At 37.0% G+C, this 23,949-nt stretch carries 20 protein-coding genes; 10 read left to right on the top strand and 10 right to left on the bottom strand.

Annotated features, from left to right (window positions below; genetic code table 11):
• Window positions 1–46: 46 nt before the first annotated feature.
• The 5 genes from cydC to DOK78_RS02525 form a co-directional block, all read right to left on the bottom strand.
• Window positions 47–1,789, bottom strand: coding sequence for a thiol reductant ABC exporter subunit CydC (gene cydC / locus DOK78_RS02545; RefSeq protein WP_207941986.1), 1,743 nt, complete (start codon window positions 1,787–1,789; stop codon window positions 47–49).
• Window positions 1,782–3,500 carry a thiol reductant ABC exporter subunit CydD gene (gene cydD / locus DOK78_RS02540; protein WP_207941985.1) on the bottom strand — a complete coding sequence of 573 codons (1,719 nt, stop codon included), beginning with the start codon at window positions 3,498–3,500 and terminating at the stop codon, window positions 1,782–1,784. Before cydD ends, cydC begins: the two co-directional genes overlap by 8 nt.
• 4 nt (window positions 3,501–3,504) lie before the next feature.
• Window positions 3,505–4,518 carry a cytochrome d ubiquinol oxidase subunit II gene (gene cydB, locus DOK78_RS02535; RefSeq protein ID WP_207941984.1) on the bottom strand — a complete coding sequence of 338 codons (1,014 nt, stop codon included), beginning with the start codon at window positions 4,516–4,518 and terminating at the stop codon, window positions 3,505–3,507.
• Complete coding sequence (locus tag DOK78_RS02530) at window positions 4,511–5,935, bottom strand: cytochrome ubiquinol oxidase subunit I (RefSeq protein ID WP_207942044.1); 1,425 nt, start codon at window positions 5,933–5,935, stop codon at window positions 4,511–4,513. Before DOK78_RS02530 ends, cydB begins: the two co-directional genes overlap by 8 nt.
• 279 nt (window positions 5,936–6,214) lie before the next feature.
• A complete protein-coding gene (locus DOK78_RS02525; RefSeq protein WP_207941983.1) occupies window positions 6,215–6,988 on the bottom strand; it encodes a sulfite exporter TauE/SafE family protein in 774 nt (257 codons plus the stop codon).
• A gap of 251 nt (window positions 6,989–7,239) precedes the next feature.
• Between DOK78_RS02525 and DOK78_RS02520 the strand changes: the two genes are divergently transcribed.
• The 9 genes from DOK78_RS02520 to DOK78_RS02480 all read left to right on the top strand — a co-directional run bounded on the left by DOK78_RS02520 (window position 7,240) and on the right by DOK78_RS02480 (window position 15,856).
• On the top strand, window positions 7,240–8,322 hold the full coding sequence (locus DOK78_RS02520) for a FecCD family ABC transporter permease (RefSeq protein WP_207941982.1): 1,083 nt from the start codon (window positions 7,240–7,242) through the stop codon (window positions 8,320–8,322).
• 2 nt (window positions 8,323–8,324) lie between these two features.
• Window positions 8,325–9,083: an ABC transporter ATP-binding protein gene (locus DOK78_RS02515; RefSeq protein ID WP_207941981.1), complete on the top strand. Its 759-nt coding sequence runs from the start codon at window positions 8,325–8,327 to the stop codon at window positions 9,081–9,083.
• A 16-nt stretch (window positions 9,084–9,099) separates the two neighbouring features.
• Entirely contained in the window at window positions 9,100–10,113 is a 1,014-nt protein-coding gene (locus tag DOK78_RS02510; protein ID WP_207941980.1) for an ABC transporter substrate-binding protein, read from the top strand.
• Window positions 10,114–10,126: 13 nt separating this feature from the next.
• Window positions 10,127–11,134, top strand: coding sequence for an NAD(P)/FAD-dependent oxidoreductase (locus tag DOK78_RS02505; RefSeq protein ID WP_243430663.1), 1,008 nt, complete (start codon window positions 10,127–10,129; stop codon window positions 11,132–11,134).
• Window positions 11,135–11,276: 142 nt separating this feature from the next.
• Window positions 11,277–12,188 carry an ABC transporter ATP-binding protein gene (locus tag DOK78_RS02500; protein ID WP_207941979.1) on the top strand — a complete coding sequence of 304 codons (912 nt, stop codon included), beginning with the start codon at window positions 11,277–11,279 and terminating at the stop codon, window positions 12,186–12,188.
• Window positions 12,185–12,964, top strand: coding sequence for an ABC transporter permease (locus DOK78_RS02495; protein ID WP_207941978.1), 780 nt, complete (start codon window positions 12,185–12,187; stop codon window positions 12,962–12,964). The genes DOK78_RS02500 and DOK78_RS02495 overlap by 4 nt, the downstream gene beginning before the upstream one ends.
• Before the next feature lie 8 nt (window positions 12,965–12,972).
• Window positions 12,973–13,638: a response regulator transcription factor gene (locus DOK78_RS02490; protein ID WP_207941977.1), complete on the top strand. Its 666-nt coding sequence runs from the start codon at window positions 12,973–12,975 to the stop codon at window positions 13,636–13,638.
• A 13-nt stretch (window positions 13,639–13,651) separates the two neighbouring features.
• Window positions 13,652–14,542: a sensor histidine kinase gene (locus DOK78_RS02485; RefSeq protein WP_207941976.1), complete on the top strand. Its 891-nt coding sequence runs from the start codon at window positions 13,652–13,654 to the stop codon at window positions 14,540–14,542.
• A 324-nt stretch (window positions 14,543–14,866) separates the two neighbouring features.
• Window positions 14,867–15,856 (top strand): helix-turn-helix domain-containing protein, encoded by a 990-nt coding sequence (locus tag DOK78_RS02480; RefSeq protein ID WP_207941975.1) that lies wholly within the window; start codon window positions 14,867–14,869, stop codon window positions 15,854–15,856.
• Between the two features lie 332 nt (window positions 15,857–16,188).
• Here DOK78_RS02480 and DOK78_RS02475 read toward each other — a convergent pair whose 3' ends face one another.
• Entirely contained in the window at window positions 16,189–17,232 is a 1,044-nt protein-coding gene (locus DOK78_RS02475; RefSeq protein ID WP_207941974.1) for an LLM class flavin-dependent oxidoreductase, read from the bottom strand.
• Window positions 17,233–17,410: 178 nt separating this feature from the next.
• Here DOK78_RS02475 and DOK78_RS02470 point away from each other — a divergent pair, with 178 nt between their 5' ends.
• Window positions 17,411–17,860 carry a DUF2188 domain-containing protein gene (locus DOK78_RS02470; protein WP_207941973.1) on the top strand — a complete coding sequence of 150 codons (450 nt, stop codon included), beginning with the start codon at window positions 17,411–17,413 and terminating at the stop codon, window positions 17,858–17,860.
• A gap of 42 nt (window positions 17,861–17,902) precedes the next feature.
• Here DOK78_RS02470 and DOK78_RS02465 read toward each other — a convergent pair whose 3' ends face one another.
• The 4 genes from DOK78_RS02465 to DOK78_RS02450 form a co-directional block, all read right to left on the bottom strand.
• On the bottom strand, window positions 17,903–20,383 hold the full coding sequence (locus DOK78_RS02465) for an ATP-dependent Clp protease ATP-binding subunit (protein WP_207941972.1): 2,481 nt from the start codon (window positions 20,381–20,383) through the stop codon (window positions 17,903–17,905).
• A gap of 5 nt (window positions 20,384–20,388) precedes the next feature.
• A complete protein-coding gene (locus tag DOK78_RS02460; RefSeq protein ID WP_207941971.1) occupies window positions 20,389–20,856 on the bottom strand; it encodes a CtsR family transcriptional regulator in 468 nt (155 codons plus the stop codon).
• A gap of 130 nt (window positions 20,857–20,986) precedes the next feature.
• Window positions 20,987–23,206 carry a Stk1 family PASTA domain-containing Ser/Thr kinase gene (gene pknB, locus DOK78_RS02455; protein WP_207941970.1) on the bottom strand — a complete coding sequence of 740 codons (2,220 nt, stop codon included), beginning with the start codon at window positions 23,204–23,206 and terminating at the stop codon, window positions 20,987–20,989.
• Window positions 23,203–23,943, bottom strand: a complete 741-nt coding sequence (locus tag DOK78_RS02450) for a Stp1/IreP family PP2C-type Ser/Thr phosphatase (protein WP_207941969.1) — start codon at window positions 23,941–23,943, stop codon at window positions 23,203–23,205. Before DOK78_RS02450 ends, pknB begins: the two co-directional genes overlap by 4 nt.
• Between the last annotated feature and the right edge of the window lie 6 nt (window positions 23,944–23,949).

Genomic DNA, 23,949 nt, shown 5'->3' with positions numbered 1-23,949 from the left:
AATCACAAGTCTTGCCTCTATTGTTCGGATGTTTTATCTTTTCATGTTAACGACCATCATCAATTGCTTTAAGTTTTTGATAACGGACATTCGTTTTGGCGAGTTCTTGAGGAGAACCGCTCATTTCTAATTGACCATCTTCAATGAAGATAACTCGTTGCATCTTCTCAATGCCTTGTAGATGATGCGTAATCCAAATAACTGTTTTCCCAGCTAATTCTCCAAAGAAGGTATCAATTAACGCTTGTTCGGTAATTGGGTCTAGACCTACAGTTGGTTCATCTAATAAAACAATCGGTGTATCTTTTAATAAGATACGCGCTAATGCCATCCGGTGACGTTCACCACCAGAAAAACGTAAGCCTGCTTCATCTACCATTGTATCCAAACCAGCTGGTAAGTTTGCAACTAACTCTTTTAAGCCAACTCGTTCAAGAACTTCCCACACCTCTTCTACGGTTGCCTGTTCATTACCAATGCGTAAATTATTCAAAATCGTCGTATGGAATAAATACGGTGCTTGCTGGATGACCCCAATATAATCTGAAATCGTATCTCCTAAGCGATAGGTTTCTACACCAGCTAACGTTAACTTTCCACTATTTGGAATCAAATCGCCACGAATTAACGTAGCTAGGGTACTTTTTCCTGAACCGCTACGTCCAAGAATCGCAATTTTTTCCCCTTGAGGAATTGTCAAACTCAAGTGATCTAAAACTTGACGTGTCCCCTGTTCATAACGAAACGAAAGAGCTTGCACCTCAATATCCAATGGACCATTTAGCTTGGTGACTGGTTCACTATCTGTTTTATCAGGTAAATTGTTTAATCGTTCCAACGAATCTTTATAAATATTCGTTTCTTGCGCTGCATCAGGTAACACTGCAAAGGCATCAACTAGCGGGAACACACATAAAACAAAGGCTGCAATCCAGTTCGCTGCGCCTCCATGGTCACCGACAAATTGTTGACTTGTCCAAAAGATGAGTAACACAACGATGAGACCAAAGACACTTTGTAACAATAAATTACGACGACGATTAAATCGGCGCAACTTATCTTGTACATTTAAAAGTCCAGCTTCTGATTCTTCATGTAATTGCACATATTCTTGTCCACGTTGACTGAAGATCCAATCTGAAATCCCTAAAACATTATCAGTTAAATCTGTATATAAGGCATTTTTCAATTGTTTTTCTTTTTCTTGTCGTGCACCATTCACTAAAACTGACCACAACGGCAGCAAGAATGTAACAATAAACAACATCAATGCCATCACTAAAGCAAACCACCAAGAAAAATAACCTAAACCAATAATCAAGAAAGCATACAAAATCCATGCAATGACTGTTGGAAAAATCGTACGTAAATACAAATTTTGAATATGGTTAATATCTTCTGCTAATAACCCTAAAATATCTCCCATTCGGTAGTTACGTTTAAAGAAAATAGCATCTTTTTCTAATGTGGTATACAGCTTCAAACGTAATTCTGAGGTCATTCTCAACACCCAGTTATGACTAACTAAACGTTCTACGTAACGAAAAACTGGTCGACTAACACCAAAGCCTCGTGTGAAAACAATCGGTACATAAATCATCAAAATATTTTCCGGCAACGATGCTGCACGACTAATCAAATAACCTGAGTTAAACATTAATGCTCCCGCAGAGAAAAAGGTTAGAAAACCTAAAACTAACGCAAGAACTAACGCTTTTTTGTATTTTTTCAAAAATGGTTTCACCCAAGTATCTTTTTTGAAAGCTTTAAATAGAGGAATATTATGCATGCTCTTCCCTCCTCATTTGTTGCGTGAGGGCGTAAAAATGACCCTTTTGTGCCGTTAACTCTGCAAAACTTCCTATTTCTACAACTTGTCCTTTTTCGATAACAATAATTTCATCCATTTGATGCATCCAATGCAAACGATGGGTTGCAAAAAAGACTAAACGGTTATCCATTAAAGGCAACATGCGCTCTTTTAATTCTACCTCAGTTTCAATATCCAAATGGGCGGTTGGTTCATCCAGCAAGAAAATTTTACGTTCTTTATCTAAGAATGCTCGTGCTACTGCAATTCGCTGTGCTTGTCCACCGCTTAATGCTCGCGCACCACCACCTAATTGCGTATTCAAACCATCTGGTAATTCGGCAACCAATTCAGATAACCCAGCGACATGCACTGCTTCTAAAATCTCTTCTTCCGTTGCTTCTGGTGTATAAAAGGCAATATTTTCACGTAAAGATGTTTGGAAAACGTAAGGATTTTGTGGAATATAAATCATTTGTTTTTGCCAATCTTGTTGTGCAAAGTTGTTCACTGATTGACCATCCAGCATAATCTCTCCAGAAGTTGGTTGTAAAAAACCACTCAACGTATTGATAAACGTTGATTTGCCAGAACCACTCATGCCGATAATTCCAATTTTTTTAAAGCCCTTCACTTGATAATCCACTGCTAATGCTTCTTGTTCCTCATAAGCTACTTTGACATCGGTTAATGCCAAGGTGGATTTGTTAGACCAGGTTGCCACAGCAACTTGTTCGCCTTCAATTTCAGGATCTTCTAAAATTTCACGAATAGCTGTCATCGCATTTTTTCCATCTAACGTTGCATGATAGTCACTTGCAAAATCACGTACTGGTAAGAAATATTCTGGTGATAAAATTAAAACCGTTAATGCTGGAAACAATAAAATGCCACCTTCAATTAAACGTAGCCCTAACAATACCGCCACAATCGCCACTGATAACGTCGTAAAGAAATCTAACGCAAAGGTTGATAAAATCCCAATACGTAAGGTACTCATTGTTGCCTTACGAAATTGCTCACTTGTTTTAAAAATACTTTTGCCATATTTTTTACTCAAACCAAACATCTTCAATGTATCAATTCCTCGCAAAGAATCGATAAAATGATTGGATAAAATTTGAAAAGCTTTGTATTGTCGATCGGCTTTGGCTTGTGCGGCGTATCCTAAAATAATCATAAAAATAATAATTAATGGGAAAACCAACAACAAGACAACTCCCGATTCAATATCTAAAAAGAACACCACTGCCAAAATTGGCCAAGGAATAATCGTCATATTCATCATTTTTGCTAAAATCAAGTGAATATAATTTTCAACTTTACCAATTCCGTCTAACGCCATGGTAGTCATATTTCCTGTTCCTTGTTTTTGGACAATTTGGGGCCCAACACGGAAGATTTTTTCTAATAACTGCTGACGCAAATAACTCGCTTGTTCAGCTGAATAATGATCCAATAATTTATCACGTAAAAAAGTCACACCATGGCGTGCAAAATAAATCACAGCAAAAGCACCAATCATCAAATATTGATCGGTGATTTTTTCGCCACTCCATAAATTCGTGATAACTGTTGCTAATGTATAAGCTTGCCCAATTATAAAGAGGGCTTGCAAGGCTGAAAGCCCTGCAAGCATCCCCATAATTTTTCGAATATTGGGCAAACCGAGAATCGCTTTGTCCATCATAAGATTAGTACCCCGCTACATTTGTGTGTTTAATACGTTTTCTAAAGATATAATATGACCAAATTGTATAACCTAAAACAAATGGTAATAAGCCAATTGCTACAAAGCTCATAATTTTTAACGTATATGGTGAAGAAGAGGCATTTTCAATTAATAAATCGTATTCTGGACTAATTGAACTAATAATCAAACGAGGGAACAACCCTGTAAATAACAATGCCACTAGTGACACCAATGTTAAACCACTTGCAAGGAAAGCTGTTTTTTCTTTTCCTTTAAACAAGGCTAAGTTTGCGACAACTGTTAAAATAACCATTAACGCTAGGAAGATAACTGTTGATGTCAAACGAACTTCAAAGAAATCAGTGTTAAAGTACAACAAGATTGCAAAAGCCGCAAGTCCAACATACGCAACTCCATATAACGCTTGGGCATAGTTACGCGCACGCGTACGAATTGGTCCAGTTGTTTTTAATGAAATATAGTTTAATCCATGTAAATAAGATAATAAGGTTAATGCTACCCCACCTACAATTGAAAGAGGATTAACGTAATCCGTAAAGGTTGCACTTAAATCACCGTTGGCATTAATCGGCATACCTTGCACTAAACTAGTGAAAAGTAAGCCAAAACAAAATGGCACAATTAAACTCCCAATACTTAATGTCCAGCCCCAAATCCAACGTTTGTCAGCTGGCATGTGGTGACGGAATTCAAACGATACTCCACGAATAATTAAACCGACTAATACGAGTAACAAAATCAGATAATAACCACTAAATAGCGACGCATACCAGTATGGAAACGATGCAAACATTGCGCCTCCTGCAGTAACTAACCACACTTCATTTCCATCCCAAACCGGTCCAATTGTTTCAATCAATTGATCTTCTTCTTTTTCATTGTGTGCTAGTGTTTTCACAGACATCCCAACCCCAAAGTCAAATCCTTCGAGGAAGAAGAAGCCTGCAAACAAGACACCAATTAAAATGTACCAAAATAATTGTAGATTACTCATTAAAAGCACCTCCTGCAAATGGATCGATTGTAGGTTCTTCATGTTCTGCAGCTTCTAATGCATCGGGTCCTTTTTTCAATGTACGAACAACTAAATACACCATAATAGAACCTAGAATAGTAAATAACGTAAAGTACGAAATATTTGAAATGAGTAAGGATGTTGCTGAAACGTTTGGTGACACACTTTCTTCAATTGTAAATAATCCGTAAGCAGTCCAAGGATAACGACCTAACTCTGTTAATAACCAACCAGCTGTATTTGCTAAGAATGGTGCAAAAGTAGTCAATGCCACAATCCAAAGCATCCACGGCTTTTCGTAGAGAATTGGTTTCTTCTTCCGTGTGAAGAATAAGCCAACTATTGAGACCATCAACATTAACATCCCAAACCCTGCCATTACGCGGAAGTTCCAGAATAAAGCATTAACTGGTGGGAAGTAATTTCTTTCTCCATATTCTTCAATTAATCGTTCATTGATGGTGTTCATTCCATCTACTGAACCTGATAATTCATGATAAGATAAAATACTTAAAATATACGGTACTTCAATACCAAAGACACGTTCTTTTTCTTTTTCATTCATCCATGCAACTAGCGTCCAGGCTGCGGGATCTTCTGAATCTTCATACAATCCTTCTGCTGCTGCAAATTTCATTGGTTGTGTTTCCAACATTGCTTTCATTTGGAAGTCTCCTGCTGCTAATACCGCAACTGAACCAACTAAACCGACCCATAAACCGACACGTAATGATTTTTGATATACGGTACGACTAAGCTCTGTTAAGCTGTTTTTCTTCAATAAACGAAAAGCCGCCATCCCAGCCACAGCAATCCCACCTAACGTAATCGCCCCTGCAATAACATGAGAGAACTCATACATTACTTTCGGATTAGTAACTAAGGCCACGAAATCATTCATTTCCGCACGACCATTGTTGATTGTATAACCTACTGGATGTTGCATGAAACTATTGGCAACTAAAATCCAGAATGCTGACATCATTGACCCTACGAAAACCAACCACATAAAAACAACGTGTAATTTAGGGCTAACTTTATCCCAAGTAAACATCCACAAACCTAAGAATGTTGATTCCAAGAAGAAAGCAAGTAAGGCTTCCACGGCTAATGGTGCACCAAAAATGTCTCCCATAAAACGAGAATATTCTGACCAGTTCATGCCAAATTGGAATTCTTGAATAAGTCCTGTCACTACCCCTACTGCAAAACTCAGTAAGAATATATTTCCCCAAAATTTCGCCATTTTTTTGTAAAATTCATCTTTTTTCGTCACATAGAGAGTTTCCATAATTGCAACAACTAATCCTGTACCGATAGAAAAGGGTACAAAGAAATAGTGGAATACAGTTGTCATCGCAAACTGGATTCGAGCTAATGTAACAATATCCATAATGATTCCTCCTCTTCTTTATTTTAATCAAAATAAAGATAATTAAATCTGTGCGTGAACCCATGAAATAGTACTAAAATTACGTAATTTGTTACAAATTACTCTTGCTAATAATTTCTTTAAAAAATAATCGTTTCTCAGTAATTTTTTCCCTAAATCGTTCACTCACACTTCTTCATTATCAATGATATTCCTTTTTTGCGGAATTGCAATAAATAGGCTTAAAAAAGTGCTTTCTTTGCGCATTTATTTTAACTTTGTGAAAAAATAATATTATTTTTATTAAAATAAACGACTTGCGTTATAAATGTTAATTAATAAAACACATAAAATAATTCCTTGAAAGATAATCGTCACCTTTTTGGCAGAAAACATGCGACTCGCTCTTGCGCCCAATAAACCACCTAAAATAGCTGCTGGCACAACAAACCACAGCATGGTTAAATCATATCTCGCGAAACCTGTCGACGAAGCAATCGTGACTAATTTAGAAAGCTGTGAAAAGAAAATCGTACAAATCGAATACACTGTTGCATCTTTAATCGGCATTGCAAACATTAACATCAAAACTGATACATTGATCGGTCCCCCACCAATTCCTAAAAAACTGGCAAGAAATCCTAAAATCAATCCGCACAAAAGATACCAAGGAATGCCCTCCAACGTAAAATTTTTCCATTCATAACGAGAATAGAAAAAAGCAAATAGCAAGGTGATTATTGTCAAAATGATTTGAAGCAATTGAACCAGCTTTTCGTCTGCTACATGCAACAACGCTTCAAATAAAAGATTTCCAAAAATACCACCCAAAACGGCACCTAATGAAATCCAACTAACTAAGTCAAAACGCATGGACATCCCGTTTTTAACTTGGCGATAGGTTGAAACAATCGACATGACAAACACAGCGACTGTCGAATAAAAAGAAATGGCAACCACTGAATCCAGTGCTATAAAATCCAACACCGGTTTGATAATTACGCCACCGCCCATACCTGAAACAGAACCAATCGTGTTTGCAAAGATAATGACTAGAAAATACAAGAGACCTTTCATTCTTTCTTCCTCCTTTCCTTTAAAATGCTTCAAAATAAAGCCTTTTCTTTTAATGATACTCTTTCAAAAATAAAAAGCCAATGGTCGAAAATATTTATCTTGATGGAATAAAAAAAACAGAAAATTTGAATAATTCACAAAAAAATAGATTGAAAAATAAAAAATTGCGTGTTAATATAGCTGACAATGAGAATCGTTCTCATTTAAAAGAAGGAATTCTCATTAAGTTAAGCAGAACAGAAGGTGACTCTTTGCAATTAGCAAAAACAATTAATAAACCCACTCTCCCACGCAATGCGCAGTTTTCTATCACATTGGGATTCGTTGCACTTTTTATTTTTTCCATTTTGTTTTCATTAGGAAATGGCCAAGCCGATATTTCGTTTACTGATATTTGGCAAATCCTTTTATATAAAACAACTCACGGAGCACTCGGTTCGATTGATAATGTCAATCAATCCGTAATCAATATTATTTGGTTTGTTCGTACGCCACGAGTTTTAGCTGCCATTTTTATTGGCTGTGGGTTAGCGATTAGTGGCACGGTCATGCAAGCGGTGGTCCAAAATCCTTTGGCTGATCCGTATATTTTAGGAATTTCTTCTGGAGCTTCTCTGGGAGCGACCTTTGCTATTATGGTTGGCTTTGGAACGGCTAGTATTTTTTCACAAATTAGTTTATCGTTTAGCGCGTTTCTAGGCGCACTATTGGCAACTTTTTTTGTTCTTTTGCTTTCTAGTTTTGGCGGTAAAATGACTTCAATTAAGCTGGTCTTATCAGGTACCGTGATCAATTCTATTTTCGGATCAATTTCTAGTTTGATTGTCTTTTTAGCAAATAATGCAGAAGGAATGAAAACAGTCACGTTTTGGTCGATGGGAAGTTTGGCTTCCGCAAGTTGGGGCAAATTACCTCTTCTAGCTATCGTCACAATGTTGGTGAGTGTATTCTTTTCCTTCCAATTTCGAGTGTTAAACACGATGCTTTTAGGTGATGAAGCGGCCGTGACCTTAGGCATTCCCTTAGCAACCTATCGCAAGCTTTATATGGTGATTGCTTCATTGCTAACAGGTCTAATTGTAGCGAACTCCGGCATGATTGGTTTTGTTGGTTTAATTATTCCCCATATCGTGCGTGGTGTGTATGGTTCCGACCATAAAAAATTATTGCCAATGTCTGGATTTGTAGGTGCTTTATTTTTAGTTTGGACCGATTTATTGTCTCGTGTGTTATTACCAAATACAGATTTACCAATTGGTATCTTAACAGCAATTATCGGCGCACCGATTTTTATCTATATTATTCTTAAAAAAGAATATCGTTTTGGAGGTTAGGGATGTTAGAAATACAAAATTTGTCAGTCAAATTAGGGAAAAAAGATATCATTCAACAACTCTCTCTTTCCATGGAGACTAATCAGTTCGTAGGCATCATTGGTGCAAATGGGAGTGGCAAATCAACCTTGCTAAAAACAATTTATAAAGGTTTAGTACCGACAACAGGAAAGATTGTTTATAACGAGATGGATTTACTGCATACCCCTGCTAAAAAGGTGGCGCAAAAACTGAGTGTGGTTGGTCAATTTAATGAATTAAGTTTTGATTTTACGGTTTTTCAAATGGTTTTATTAGGTCGAACTCCTCATAAACGTTTGTTAGAAACTGATTCTCAAGAAGATTACGACATTGTTGAACATGCCTTACACGAAATGGGCTTAACAGATTACCGTGATGAAAGCTTTCTTTCTCTTTCTGGTGGTGAAAAACAACGGGTGATTTTAGCACGTGCACTGGCACAGCAACCAGAATTTTTAATTTTGGACGAGCCTACAAATCATTTAGATATTCGTTACCAATTAGAATTGATGGAAAGCGTCAAAAACCTGAATATCGGTATTTTAGCGGCTTTACATGATTTAGATTTAGCCGCAGCTTATTGCGATTACGTTTTTGCGATGAAAAATGGTGAAATTATCGCTGCCGGTACGCCGGAAGAAATTTTTACAGAAACATTAATTGAAGAATTGTACGGGATTCGCTGTGTCGTTTACCGCAACCCAATTACAGAACATTTAGCATTTCATTATTATATTTAGAATAGGTGGAACTTAGATGAAAAAAACATTAACTCTTTTAGCAACAGCCTTTGTCTTTACATTAAGCGGCTGTGGAAATACAAATGATGCAACAGATAGCACAAGCTCAACGGATAACAAGTATCCCCTAACCATCAAAAACGTCACAAAAGTTGAAGGTGGTACAGAATGGACTGAAAAAGATCAAGTGTTTGACAAAGCGCCCGAACGCGTCTTAGCAAATACTCGCCCAGCAGCAGAGTTATTGTTACACTTAGGTTTGAAAGATAAGATTGCCGGTGTGGGAGCCGTGTTTGGCATGGATGATCCAGATGTGAAAGCTGAATTTGATGAATTAAATCATCTATCAGATGGGTACATCAATAAAGAAACGGCCTTGAGTGTTGACCCTGATTTGATTTTTGGTCGTGGTGGTTTATTTGATAACGCCGAATGGGGTAATGGAACTGTCGACTCCATTAATGAAATGGGGATTCCAACTTATGTACAAGAAACATCTACTCAAAATGCTACCTTCGAATCTGTTTACAATGACATTGATAACTTAGGAAAAATCTTTGATGTCGAGCCTGCTGCCGAAAGCTTCAAAGCAGATCTAAAAGAGCGTGAACAACATTTAAAAGATCGTGTCAAAGAAGTTGGCAAAGATCAAAGCTTTGTTATATTGTTTATGAGTGATCCAAGTGAAGTATCTATTTATCCTGCTTATGGCGAAAGTTTCTTTAACTCGATGTTTGATATGATTGGTTTAGATAACGTATTGCGTGATGTGCAAGGCGATGTTTCTTTAGAAACATTAATTGAAACAGACCCTGACGTGTTAATCGTTCCTGACTGGACAACAACGACAGCCGGCACGAAAAAGAACGACATGATTGATGCTGTGTTAAGCAATGAAAAATTATCAAGCATGAAAGCAGTTAAAAATAAACAAGTGTATTCAGTTGATTACAACTACATGTTTGGTTATGGCTACCAATCATTAGCGGGTATGGAATTATTAATTGACGAAATGTATGGTGAGGAATAGAAAGAGGGATTCGATGACACAATCAATGGTTGATGTGGTAATTATTGGTGGCGGTCCAGCTGGGTTGTATGCTGCCTTTTATGCAGGTCTTCGTGATTTAACTGTAACAGTGCTTGAAGCACAAGACGAGCTCGGTGGAAAAATCAATTTTTATCCAGAAAAATTTGTTTGGGATGTCGGCGCACTTCCTGCAACACGTGGGATTGATGTACGTACGAACTTAATCCAACAAGCCCAAACGTTTAACGCAAACTTCTACACAAGCTCCAAAGCTGTAGAAATTACTAAAGAAGAGAACGTCTTCTATGTTGAAGATGAACAAGGACGCATTCACCCTTGCCGTACGGTGTTATTTGCAATTGGTGGTGGGATTGTTTCCCCTAAAAAATTAACTGTACCGATTGATACAGCCGTTCAAGACCATGTCTATTACGCCTTTCCAGACTATCGTATTTTAAAAGATACACATATGATTGTTTCTGGTGGTGGTGATGGGGCGGTTGATTATGCTAATGAATGCTTAAAATTTACAGATAATGTGACCATTATCTATCGTGGTGAAAAGCTAAAAGCCCATGAAGCTTCTGTCACCTCTTTTAAAGAAAATGGTGGAAAAGTAGTTCTAGCAAGTGATATTCGTGCGATTCGTCAAAATCCTGCGCAACGAATGGAACTCTTGTTAGACGATCATACCACTTTAACTGCTGATCATCTTTTAGTACAACACGGACATGATCGTGATAGTTCATTTTTAGATAAGCTTTCTTTTGAATTTAACCGCGAGCAAGATTTTTATTTGTCTTGTGATGAGCCGACAATTACTAATATTCCTGGTTGTTTTGCAGCAGGTGATATTCAATTTTCAAAAGGAAAAGTCTATTTGTTAGCTGGTGCCTTTCAAGAAGCAGCTTTGAGCGTCAATCAAATCAAGCAATATCTTGACCCTGAAAGCTATGGACATGGCATGGTTTCTTCTCATAATGAAAAATTCGATGACTTAAATCAAGCCTTAATTGATTAATGAATGGAGTTAGAACTTCTAAGTAAGAACGTTCTAACTCTTTTTTTGTATAAAAATTTACCTTTTCTTTATACTTTATTGGGAGAGTTTTTATTGCTAGCTGATATAGTCAGTATAGCTATTAATCAAAGGAGAATAACATATGGCAGAAATTATTTTAAAAACCAATCAATTAACTAAGACCTATAAGCACCAACATGCTCTAGATAATGTCAATGTCACTGTTCGTCGAGGCATGATTTACGGATTAATCGGTGAAAATGGTGCTGGAAAGTCAACCTTCATGCGCGCTGTAATGGGTTTGATTCATCCAACCAGTGGGGAGCTTAGCCTATTTGGCGGGCATACGCGCAAGGAGTTATTAGCTGCTCGCAGAAAAATCGGTCAATCTATTGAAACACCGGCATTGTATTTAGATTTAACAGGCAAACAAAATATGCAAATTCAAGTTGCTTATGGTGGCGTCAGCGAACGTCAAATTGAGGACCTCTTAGCTTTAGTCAAATTAAATAGTGCTGAGAAAAAGAAAGTCAAAAATTATTCACTTGGTATGAAACAACGGTTAGCGATTGCTATGGCCTTAGTAACTAATCCAGAGTTACTCATTTTAGATGAACCAATGAATGGCTTAGATCCTTTAGGAATTGTTGAAATTAGAGAGTTGCTAAAACAATTAGTCACAGAAAAAGGCTTAACGGTTATCTTGTCTAGCCACTTATTAAGTGAATTATCTGAAATCGCCACTCATTATGGCATTATTCACAATGGAAAATTAATCAAAGAAATGTCAAAAGAACAGTTAGAAACAGAAACAAAAAAATACATTGCTTTATGCGTGGACAATCCCGAACAAGCAATTGTAGTTTTTAACCAATTAAATATTCAAAATTATCGTTTAGTTGATACAGGAACTTTTCGGATTTTTGATCATAACGAACAGATTAGTCAAATCAACCAAGCCCTAGTACAGCAAGATATTGCGGTGACAAAAATCGATGTAGTTAATCAAACGTTAGAAAATTATTTTATGGATTTAATTGGAGGTGCCCAATGAGTCGTTTATTAGTTGCAGAAAAAATTAAATTAATTCACAGTAAAAAACTACTCTTTATTTTAATTCTATGTATACTAACACCCCTACTAGAAGGCATAAATAGCTTTTTTCTGGTGGAAAATGGCAACAGCTTAGAACTAACGACAGACGTTGTTATCAATGGTGCTACTGGGATTTTAATGGCGAAAAAAAATAGTTTTGTTCTCTTTACTATTTTTGCAATCTTTATTAGTTTTTCAGTAGGTGAAGAATTTCAAAATGGAACAATTCGCAATGCTCTTTCCTTAGGTGTCAGTCGTGAAAAAGTTTATTTATCGAAGTTTCTAACGGTTATTTTCATTATTTTATTGAGTCTATTCATCATGACAACTCTAGGAATCGGAATATTTAGTCTCCTTTTTGGGTTTGGTCACAATCCTGTTTCCTTCAATTACTATAGTTATGCTTTTTATACATTAGTAGTCCAATTATTTATTTTATTAGCTAATTCATCCATTTATTTGATGATTGCATTTGGAAGTCGCCATATCGGGGTTTCTATGATTTATTGTCTGTCTTATACTGTAATCATGGGTTTTTTACCAGGACTCTTTTATAAAATTCCGCAATTAACTTTTTTAGTTGATTGGGTTGTACAAACTCATTTATTATATAAAGATTTTACACAATTAGCGACAATCGACCAATATCCAATGATTCTGCTTGTAGCAATTTCAACAATTGTGCTATCGTTTTTAGTAGGCGTCCTATTATTTCATAAAACAGATATCAAGTAGGTGAACAAATGACCAAAATTTTAGTCGTGGAAGACGATCCAGCGATTCAAGAAATGTTAAAAGCATGCCTCGAAAAAGCCAATTATCAAATTTTATCCGCTTTTTCTGGAACAGAAGGCAAACTCTTATTACAACAAACAGCCGTTGATTTAATTTTATTGGATTTAATGCTGCCAGGTATGACTGGTGAAGCCTTGTTAACAAACATTCGTCAATTGTCTTCCGTACCAGTAATTGTAATTTCAGCCAAAAAAGATGTTCAAGAACGTGTCCATTTGTTGCAAAATGGCGCAGATGATTATCTGATCAAACCATTTGATTTAGCTGAGTTACTCGCTAGAATTCAAATCCAGTTACGCCACCAAAGATACACTCAAAATACTCAAAAAATCGTCTACCAAGACATCGAACTAGATCTAGAAACCCATGAAGTGAGCGTAGCGAATCAACCCGTCAATCTAACAATGAAGGAGTTTCAATTACTCACGCTTTTTTTAACTTATCCGCAAAAAGTTTTTAGTAGACAAAATATTTACGAAACAATCTGGGAAGAGCCGTATTATGATAGCGACAAAACGATTAATGTACACATCAGTAATTTAAGAGCAAAGATTAATTTATCCAATCAATCGTATATTAAAACTGTTTGGGGAATTGGATTTAAATTTGACTAGTCTGGAGGCAATTATGGTTGTGATTTTAAGTTTATTACTGATTGGATTAGTGCTATATCTTTTTTTCTTAAAAAGAGAGATACGCTTATTAACTAAATCTGTTCATAATATCCCAACAACATCAAAATATGGCAGTCGTCTTTTTAATACTTTTTATGAACCTGATTTGGTGAATTTAGTTGATGAATTAAACACGATGATTGATACCTATGAAGCAGAAAGAGAACAGCTAAATGTGACTGAACAAACGATTCAACATGCCATTACCAGCGTTTCCCACGATTTACGAACGCCTCTAACTGCGATTAAAGGATACCTGCAGTTATTGCAAAATGAGCAAGAGCTAAATCCAACACATCTGATACAAATTGAGACATCGGTTGAACGGTTGATTGTACTGACGAATGAATTCTATGAATTAGCTAAATTCACCATTGATTCAGAGCAAATGAATTGGCAAAAAATTGAAGTCATTCAAACAATTGAAACCATCTTTTTAAGCTATTACGAAAATTTTGAAAAACAAGGTATTCAAGTTGATTTTCCAACAGATTGCCCTACTTATTGGCTCATTACTGATGAACAAAAGTTTCAACGAATCATCGAAAATCTCATCCAAAATATTTTACGTTACGGACAAAGCAGGGCTGCCCTTCACTACGAAGAAGAAAATAACCACTTGAAAATCTCCTTTTGCAACGATACCGACCGTTCTACCTTAGCAACTAATCGCATCTTTGAGCCTTTTTATACGGATAACATTAGTCGAACCAATCAAAACGGTTCGGGATTAGGGTTGTTTTATACCAAGAAAATGGTGACTGAATTACATGGCACGATTACCGCTTCTTCAAAGGAAAACCTATTTTGTCTCACCCTACGCTTTGAAAGTACTTCTGATTAAACCATCAGAAGTACTTTTTTCTTTTACGCAAGACGCATTATGAGGAAATTTTATGCCTTATGAAATCTAAGAAAAAAAGAAAAACCGCGTTATCTTCGTATTTATAGAATGAGTCGCTAAAAACAAACCCCTGGAAATTCGCTCTTACTAAGAGAAAATAGTGCTTATTGGCTATAATTTCTTGCTTTTTTGGACTAAAAACTACGTAATTAAACGAATTACGATTAATTAAGCAGGTTTTTAGCACATTAAGTGTGCAAAATAGCCGTTAAGGAATTTTTGTCTAGAAAACATCTTATGATATGTTTGCAATGAGGTGATGATATGTTCAAGTTATTGTTAGAAAAACCCGATCAATTAATCTATCAAATTTTTGGTTATTTACAAGAAACGAATCCATATTCGTTAACAACTTTAGCCTTCCACGTCAATAAAAAACCTGGAACTATCCGTCGTGCCTTACAAGAGTGGCAACAAGATGCGTATAATCGTTCAACAGGAATTGGCTTCTACATAAAAAAAGACGAAATCCACGGTATCTATGCCAAAGAACATGCGCAGCTTTTTTTTAGTACCTTGTTGCACCGTAGTGAGTCCTTTCAACTTCTATTGAAAGTTTTACGTCATCCGTATCGTTCTGCGACTCAGTTACAACAAGAAATGCATTTAAGTGCAGCGACTTTTCAACGACGTGTGCACCAATTACAACCAATTTTACAAAATTATCATTTAGAATTGTCCTTTATGCACCATCCTGTTTTAAAAGGCGACGAAATGCAAATTCGTTGGTTAACTTTTTTTGTCTCGTTGCTTGCCGATCCACCTTTTCATTTTTCACCCATCGATTGGTGGCATCGCTATGAAGAAATTTGTACCATTCGTCCACTCTGGTTAGAGATCTGGCAACCACCTAAAACTGCCTATTATCAGCCAACATTCCAGTTAAATGAACGCGGCAGTATGTTTTTATGGCGACAATTAATTGGGTTAGAACCACTCTGGATGAAAAAAGAAATGGCTGAGACACTGTCTTTTGCTTTATACGCACATACCAACCTAAATCCTATTAATTTTAGTGAGGTACTGCAAGAACTTCATCGCATTCATTGCTGTTGTTCTTTATTCAGTGGTACATTATTTTTCCCACCAATTGCTGTGTCAAAAGAAGCGCACTCGTTGACGCAAAGTTTCCGTTTATTATTGCCACAATATAATGATTTGTTAACAGAACATCCTGAATTACCAATGTTGTATCAAGGGGTTTTAGAGAAATATTATTTTTTAGAACGTGGACTAATGATTTCAGAAGAATAAAAAAAATGACAAAAAAAACTAAATTCATGTAATGTACGAATGAAATGCAGCATGATACTATTTTAGTGTAGAAAAAGAACACTATTATAACTTTTACTTTTCTCTACAACTTGACCTCTAAACATTTAGAGGTCATTTTTTAGTTAAGTTCACTAAAAATAAGCCGCTATCTTGTTCTAAAAACAAACTAGCGACCTATTTTCATCCTAAGTAATCACTCAGTAACTACCTATCATTTACCGATATCTCTCAATAAAATATTGATTTATCAACATTTAAAAAGAAGTAAGCACCTCGGAAATACCAAGATATTGCCTAGGACTCTACTTTTTCTATTGTCCAAGTAATTCTTTGACACGCGGTACAACTTTTTCACCATATAACTGAATCGTACGGAAACGATCTTTTTGTAATTGTCCCCCAGCACCATAAACCAGGTCAAAACGATTAACTCCCACTGTTTGAATCATATGAGCAATTTTTTGTGCGACTGTTTCAGGACTACCTACATAATACGAACCTTCTATCACTTCAAAATCAAAACGCTCCCGAGTCATTGGTGCCCAACCACGTTCAGAACCAATTTGATCCATCGATTTTTTCATGTATTTCCAAGCAATTTCTTGTGCTTCTTCATCCGTCTCAGCAATTACACCATGCGAATGCATACCTACTGGATGATTAGGTTGACCAAATTTTTTCGCCGCTTGTTGGTATAAATTAATATACGGACGGAAACGTGCTGGTTCACCACCAATAATAGCTAGCATGACTGGAAAACCATATTTTGCTGCTCGAATAATTGAATCGGGTGAACCACCTACGCCTACTTGAACGTCTAATCTTTTTTCCGTTTTTGGATAAATGTGAACATTAGTTAGTGATTGGGTAAAGTTGCCTTTCCAAGTGACGGATTCATTTTTTAATAGTTCATTAAACATTGCGATTTTTTCTTCAAATAATTCATTGTAATCATTTAAATCATAACCAAATAACGGGAATGATTCTGTAAATGAACCGCGTCCTAAAATAATTTGCGCACGTCCATTAGACAATGCATCAACTGTCGCAAAACGTTCAAATACTCGTACTGGATCGTCTGAACTTAAAACTGTTACACCTGTCCCTAAAATAATATTATCTGTGACAGTAGCTAACGCAGCTAAAACAGTATCTGGACTGGAAATTGAATATTCCTTACGATGATGTTCACCTAAAGCAATCACATCAATTCCTAGTTGATCTGCCAGCTTCCCTTCTTCAACAATCATACGTAACGATTCTGCGTAACTCAAACTTTCTTTGGTTTCATCGTGATACGCAACATCACCAAATGTGTCTAATCCAAATAGAATCTTATTTTCATTCATTGTCATATCTCTAACCCCTTTTAATCTTTTCTTCCTTTAACTATAACTAATTTTTCAATAAAGCCAATAAATATGCTTACTAATTGTAAGTCAATCTCGGAATATTGTTCAAAACTAATCTTTTTTGTTAGACTAAAGACAAGATGGATGTTAGATTAGTCACTTAATTTAGGAGGAATTTGATATGCCTTGGAGTATGCAAGATTATCCGGCTTCAATGAAAAATCTAGAAAAGTTGACCAGAAAAAAAGCCATTGCAATTGGGAATGCTTTATTAGCAGATCATTATCCTGAAGAGCGTGCCATTCCAATTGCGATTAGTCAAGCAAAAAAATGGATAGCTGACGCAACCGAACAAGAACGACATGACTTTGCACAGGAAAAAAATCCGACGAAAACCGACAAACATGAGGCAAATCCAGAAAATGCACGATTATTAGACGCAGCCGTTACGGTGAAATACCAAGATAATGAATGGCTTGTTATTTCTGAAGGTGCGAAACGAGCAAGTGAACGTTTCGATACTAAAGAAGAAGCCATTAAACGTGGAAAAGAAATCGCTGATAACAAAGAGAGCCACTTGAAAATCTATAAAATGGACGGTAGTTTACAAAAAGAGCAATCGTTTGAATAAAAAAATCGCGTAACCTAATTATTTGGGTCACGCGATTTTTATTTATACGTTTTGCAACACTTTATCTGTCTTTGGTTCTTTTACGTTTAAGGTAATTGTTCCTTTTGACGCACCAATTGTTACTTGGTTGCCTAAATGTATTTGTCCAGAAAGTAAGGCTTCACTCAAGCGATCCTCTACTTCTTTTTGCAATGCACGACGGATTGGACGAGCACCGTATTCTGGATCAAAACCAGCTTTACCAATCACATCAAGTGCAGCTGGCGTGATTTTTAATTGAATGTCTTGTTCTGCCAAGCGTTTAATAATTGAACGGCTCATGATTTTCACAATCTCATGAATTTCGTCTTTATCTAATGAACGGAATACCACTGTTTCATCAATTCGATTTAAGAATTCTGGTCGGTAAGCTTTCTTCAACGCTTCTAAGATACGTTTTTGCATTGCGGTATAGTCTTTAGAAGCATCTACTACATTAAAGCCGACATTTTTCTCTTCACGTAATTCTGTGGCACCGATATTGGAAGTCATAATCAAAATTGTATTTCTAAAATCAACCCGACGACCTTTAGAATCGGTTAAATGTCCATCATCTAAAACTTGTAACAAAATATTAAAGACGTCTGGATGTGCTTTTTCAACTTCATCTAGCAAAATTACTGAATACGGTTTTGAACGAACTTTTTCAGTTAATTGTCCACCTTCATCATAGCCGACATAACCTGGAGGTGACCCAATTAAACGGCTTGTACTATATTTTTCCATAAACTCTGACATATCTACACGAATTAAGGCATCTTCGCTACCAAACATCGCTTCGGCTAAGGCTTTAGCTAATTCTGTTTTACCAACACCAGTTGGACCTAAGAACATAAAGGAGCCGATTGGACGATTCGGATCTTTCAAACCACTACGTGCACGGCGAATGGAACGAGAAACAGCTTGTACTGCTTCATCTTGACCTACCACACGTTGATGTAAGATTTTTTCTAAATCTAACAAGCGTTCACTTTCCTTTTTCTCCATTTGTTGTAATGGAACACCTGTCCATTGTGATACAACGGCTGCGACATCTTCTGCTGTCACGCTGTTTTCATAACCAGTGGCTTCTTTAACTTCTACAAAAGTTACTTCAGCCAAGTTTTGGCTAACTTCTTTTTCACGATGGCGTAAACGTGCGGCTGTTTCAAAATCTTGTTGACGAATGGCAGCTTCTTTTTCTTCTGCCAATTTCATTAATTCTTCTTGCAATAATGCCGCCTCAGAAACTTCATCTGCTTTATCCAAACGAACTTTTGCAGCTGATTCATCCATTAAATCAATCGCTTTATCTGGTAGTTGACGCGAATTAATGTAACGAACCGATAGTTGAACTGCTGCATGGAGCGCATCATCAGTAATTTCCACACCATGATGTTCTTCATAACGAGGGCGCAACCCTTTTAGAATTTCTTCTGCTTCTTCTGGAGTTGGTTCATCGACTTGTACTCGAGCAAAACGACGTTCAAGTGCTGAATCTTTTTCAATATATTTTTGATATTCATTTAACGTTGTTGCACCAATGGTTTGTAATTCACCACGGGCTAAGGCTGGTTTTAAAATATTCGATGCATCAATCGCACCTTCTGCTCCACCAGCACCAATTAATGTGTGTAATTCATCAATAAAGAGAATGATTTGACCATCTTGATAAATTTCATCAATGATTTTCTTCATGCGATCTTCAAATTCACCACGATATTTGGTACCTGCAACTAATGCACCCATGTCCAACATCATCAGACGTTTTTGCTGCATGTCTTTTGGTACTTCACCATTTACGATTTTTTGTGCTAAGCCTTCCGCAATGGCAGTTTTACCAACACCTGGTTCGCCGACTAAAACAGGATTGTTTTTGGTACGACGGCTAAGAATTTGAATCAAACGTTTGACTTCTTTGCTACGTCCGACTACAGGATCTAAGCGTTGTTCACGAGCTAATTTCGTTAAATCGCGAGCCAATGAATCTAAGGTTGGTGTCCCTTCTTGTTGCGGTTGTTGACGTTGTTGCGGGCGACGTCGGCTTGCATTGCTTTTTGATTGTACGCCCATTTTTTTCTTCAATAGTTGGCGCATTTTTGCCAAGCTCATTCCTAAATTCAACATAATACGTGACGCTAAAATTTCTTCATCACGTAATAAACCGAGGAGTAAGTGCTCCGTGCCAATTTGTTGGGCACCCAAACGTTTTGCTTCATCGCCAGCATAGGCAAAAATTTGTCTTGCTCGTGGAGAATAGGGTAAAAAGCCCCCTGTTGGATATTCTTTCATTGAACCATAACCGGTTAAATGTTCGATTTCTTCCCGAATATCATTTTCATTTACACGCATTTCGCGCAATGTTTTGCCGGCAATGCCATCTTGCTCGATAATTAATGCTAATAAAATATGTTCTGAACCTACAGATTGATGTTTAAAGTATTTTGCTTCTTCTTGAGCAATGGCCAGCACCGCTTTTGCTCGTTGTGTAAATAGTTCATCCATCGCACTCACTCCTTATCTTCATAACTTAATCGTTCTAAAATCCCGTGCATAATTGACGCACGAATGATATTTTCTTCCGCTGATTTTCCTAAAACGGCTTTGCTAATTGTCGTCAGTAATAAATTACCTTCTCGTTTTGACAGAATACCTTCTTCGTATAACTTCTGAATAATTGATACCGCATCTTTTTCAGAGATTGTTTTATCAAATAATTGATTGACTTGTTCTAAAAAATGATGATAATTCGCAATTTGAATTTTCTCAATTCGAATATAGCCTCCACCACCACGTTTACTCTCAACCGCATACCCACGTTGAATAGTAAAGCGAGTATTGATGACATAATTGATTTGCGAAGGTACACAGTTAAATAAATCTGCCATCTCTGCACGACGAATTTCTATCATTTCACTTTCCTCAAGAATCTTCTTCAAATATGCTTCGATTAAATCAGAAGTATTTTGATGACCCATTTAAACGCGACCTCCCTTGACTAATATTGACCTTAATTATAGCGAATTTTCAGAAGTTTGAAAAGAAGAAGGACTCTAAAGAAAAAAGGATAAAACAAAAGTTTAAACTTTCGCTTTATCCTTGCCCTTATTATTCATCTGTGGATGTTTCGCCAGTTACATTTGAACTCTCAGAAGTTGTCGTCTCACTGCTTTCTGAGTCAGAGCTAGAAGAACCATCGTCTTCTTTCCCGCTAGAAATAATTAGATGAACTGTCTCGTCTTTTTCTACAGAGGTTCCTGCAGAAGGATCCATTGAGATTACCCGTCCTTTATCTACAGAATCACTATATTCTTCTGATGTGGATACAGAAAGGTCTTGGTTTTCTAATAAAGATTTTGCAGCCGATTCAGTCATATCTGTCACATCTGGTAAATCAATTGTTTCAGGTGGCTCTGGACCTTTACTAATTTCTAACGTAATGGTCACATCTCCTGGTGAAATATCTGAACCAGCTTCTGGTGATTGTTTGACAATAGTGCCTTCCTCATTGTTGCTATAGACTTCACTAATATGCACTGAGTTATTGCCTAAACCAGAAGCATCTAGTTCACTTCGGGCATTGGTTTCTGTGTAACCAATTAAGTTAGGCATCTTCACTGTTTCTGGCCCTTTACTGATTGTCAACGTAATCTCTGTTTCTCCAGGAATAATATCAGCATTGGCTTCTGGTGTTTGCTTGATAACTAGACCTGCACTCATGTCACTAAATTCTTCGACAATCGTTACTGAATTATTCCCTAGACCATAATTCGTCAACTCTGCACGAGCATCACGCTCTCCATAACCGTATAAATTCGGCATCATGACAGGTTCTGCTCCTTTGCTGACAGTTAATTCAACTTCTGTCTCTTTAGGAACAACTTCTTCACCTTCTGAAGGGGTTTGGTCCATAATTTCATTAGCAGGTGTATCATTATCATAAACTTCTTCGATTGTTATTTGACTCTCGTCAAAACCAAGTTCTTTTAATTCTGCAATCACTTTATCTTTTTCTTGGCCAACGTAATCTTTCATTGCTACTTTTTTACTACCGGTACTAATATATAAGAGTACTTCTTTAGTTCGTTTAATAACCGCGCCTTCTTCAGGATCAGTCTTCACTACATGATTTTCAGGAATTTGATTACTTGGAAATTCTTTGGTTTCTGTGGCTACTTCAATTCCGGCGTCATGCAATGTTTCCCGTGCAGCCGCTTCTGTTAAACCTGCGACTTCTGGAATAGTTACTTGATTGCGCCCACCGCCAAATACTAAGTAATAAGTCAAACCCGCTACTGCTAAAAAGAGTAAGAGAGGTAAAAGCAACCAGCGTTTTCTTCTCTTTTTCTTCACCGGTACTTGCGGCTCTGGTTCTGGTATTTCTTTTTTAGGAGTCGGCATTTCTTTAAATGAATCCGGCATCGGCGTGTCTTCTGAAATAGGTGTTAAAATTTTGGTTTCATCCAACATCGCATGTGGTTCCCATAATGGTTCATTTAAGCGCTCTGGAGAAAGAGCTGTTTCAATGTCACGACGCATTTCATCGGCTTCTTTGTAACGATCACTTTGTTCTTTCGCAGTGGCTTTTAAGACAATGTTTTCAAGTGATTGCGGGACTTCTTTATCGTAAATACGAATCGATGGAATTTCATCTTGAAAATGTTTTAAAGCAATGGTTACTGCTGATTCACCATCAAATGGCACTCGACCTGTCAACATTTCGTACAAAATGATTCCAATAGCATAAATATCGGATTGATTCGTTGCCATGCTACCACGTGCTTGTTCAGGTGATAAATAGTGGACAGAACCAAGCATCGTATTGGTTTGCGTAATCGATGTTTCTGATAAAGCAATCGCAATCCCAAAGTCCGCAATTTTAACCACACCATCTTCGTTAATCAAAATATTTTGTGGTTTTAAATCACGATGAATAATCCGATGTTGATGTGCCAAAGCAACAGCTGAAAGAATTTGTTGCATAATATCCACAATTTCTGGATATGGAATAGGGTAGCGGGTTTGGATATAACGTTTTAAATCCATGCCTTTAACATATTCCATGACTAAATACTGCATATTGTCTTCTTCGCCTACATCATAGACAGAAACAATGTTAGGATGTACAAGTTCGGTTGCAGCTAGTGCTTCTCGCTGAAAACGACGAATAGCATCAGTGTCTTCTCGAAAGTCGTAGCGTAGGACTTTAACGGCTACTTCTCGATCTAAAATCAAGTCACGCGCTAAATAAACATTTGCCATGCCACCGCTACCGATATTACCTAAAATTAAATAACGACCGCTTAGTTTTTTCCCCGTCTCAATCATTGACTGACACCTCCAAGGTCCATCAATAATACCGTGATATTATCTACGCCACCACGCTCATTTGCAGCATCAATTAAACGTTCAATTGCTTCATCTAAGCAAGCGCTTGTTGCAATATATTCATAAATCAATTCTTCGCTGACCATATTTGTTAAGCCATCCGAGCATAAAATTAAGTAATCATTGTCAGCGATAAAATGCGTGGCAACATCCACTTCCACGGTTCCCGGCATTCCTACTGAACGAGTAACTACATTTCTGCGAGGATGATTAGCAGCCATTTCCAGCGTAATTTCCCCTGATTTTACCAAGGCATTCACTAGGGAATGATCTTCCGTTAGTTGAATTAGCTCATTTTCACGTAATAAATATGTTCGACTATCCCCTACGTGTGCCAAGGTAAACTGATCGTCTAAAATGACAACTGCTTCCAATGTCGTTCCCATTCCACTTAATTCAGGTGTAGCTTGTCCTCGTTGATAAATCGTTTCATTTTCAGCTTGAATGTGCTGAATTAGCCACTGGGCAGCTTTTTCACTATCTGAAATATCTGAGGCTTGCCATTTAGCGCCTATCTCTTCTACTGTATCGTGGCTGGCAACATCCCCAGCTTGATGTCCACCCATGCCATCTGCTAATAATGCTAACGTATATCCTTTTTGATTGGTAAATACGGCAGCGTAATCTTGATTAGTATTACGCCTTTTTCCTACATCACTTTTATAACGAATCTCCATATTTTT

This window comes from Enterococcus sp. DIV2402 (genome assembly GCF_017426705.2).
Lineage (GTDB): Bacteria > Bacillota > Bacilli > Lactobacillales > Enterococcaceae > Enterococcus_F > Enterococcus_F lowellii.
The sequence above is the reverse complement of the archived record's forward strand: the minus strand, read 5'-3'. Positions and strand labels throughout refer to the sequence as shown.

Excerpts from the sequence above, each read along its gene's own strand:
- cydC (WP_207941986.1), bottom strand. The coding sequence starts at position 1,789 with ATGCATAATATTCCTCTATTTAAAGCTTTCAAAAAAGATACTTGGGTG.
- cydD (WP_207941985.1), bottom strand. The coding sequence starts at position 3,500 with ATGATGGACAAAGCGATTCTCGGTTTGCCCAATATTCGAAAAATTATG.
- cydB (WP_207941984.1), bottom strand. The coding sequence starts at position 4,518 with ATGAGTAATCTACAATTATTTTGGTACATTTTAATTGGTGTCTTGTTT.
- DOK78_RS02525 (WP_207941983.1), bottom strand. The coding sequence starts at position 6,988 with ATGAAAGGTCTCTTGTATTTTCTAGTCATTATCTTTGCAAACACGATT.
- DOK78_RS02515 (WP_207941981.1), top strand. The coding sequence starts at position 8,325 with ATGTTAGAAATACAAAATTTGTCAGTCAAATTAGGGAAAAAAGATATC.
- DOK78_RS02510 (WP_207941980.1), top strand. The coding sequence starts at position 9,100 with ATGAAAAAAACATTAACTCTTTTAGCAACAGCCTTTGTCTTTACATTA.
- DOK78_RS02505 (WP_243430663.1), top strand. The coding sequence starts at position 10,127 with ATGACACAATCAATGGTTGATGTGGTAATTATTGGTGGCGGTCCAGCT.
- DOK78_RS02500 (WP_207941979.1), top strand. The coding sequence starts at position 11,277 with ATGGCAGAAATTATTTTAAAAACCAATCAATTAACTAAGACCTATAAG.
- DOK78_RS02495 (WP_207941978.1), top strand. The coding sequence starts at position 12,185 with ATGAGTCGTTTATTAGTTGCAGAAAAAATTAAATTAATTCACAGTAAA.
- DOK78_RS02490 (WP_207941977.1), top strand. The coding sequence starts at position 12,973 with ATGACCAAAATTTTAGTCGTGGAAGACGATCCAGCGATTCAAGAAATG.
- DOK78_RS02485 (WP_207941976.1), top strand. The coding sequence starts at position 13,652 with ATGGTTGTGATTTTAAGTTTATTACTGATTGGATTAGTGCTATATCTT.
- DOK78_RS02480 (WP_207941975.1), top strand. The coding sequence starts at position 14,867 with ATGTTCAAGTTATTGTTAGAAAAACCCGATCAATTAATCTATCAAATT.
- DOK78_RS02475 (WP_207941974.1), bottom strand. The coding sequence starts at position 17,232 with ATGACAATGAATGAAAATAAGATTCTATTTGGATTAGACACATTTGGT.
- DOK78_RS02470 (WP_207941973.1), top strand. The coding sequence starts at position 17,411 with ATGCCTTGGAGTATGCAAGATTATCCGGCTTCAATGAAAAATCTAGAA.
- DOK78_RS02465 (WP_207941972.1), bottom strand. The coding sequence starts at position 20,383 with ATGGATGAACTATTTACACAACGAGCAAAAGCGGTGCTGGCCATTGCT.
- DOK78_RS02460 (WP_207941971.1), bottom strand. The coding sequence starts at position 20,856 with ATGGGTCATCAAAATACTTCTGATTTAATCGAAGCATATTTGAAGAAG.
- pknB (WP_207941970.1), bottom strand. The coding sequence starts at position 23,206 with ATGATTGAGACGGGGAAAAAACTAAGCGGTCGTTATTTAATTTTAGGT.
- DOK78_RS02450 (WP_207941969.1), bottom strand. The coding sequence starts at position 23,943 with ATGGAGATTCGTTATAAAAGTGATGTAGGAAAAAGGCGTAATACTAAT.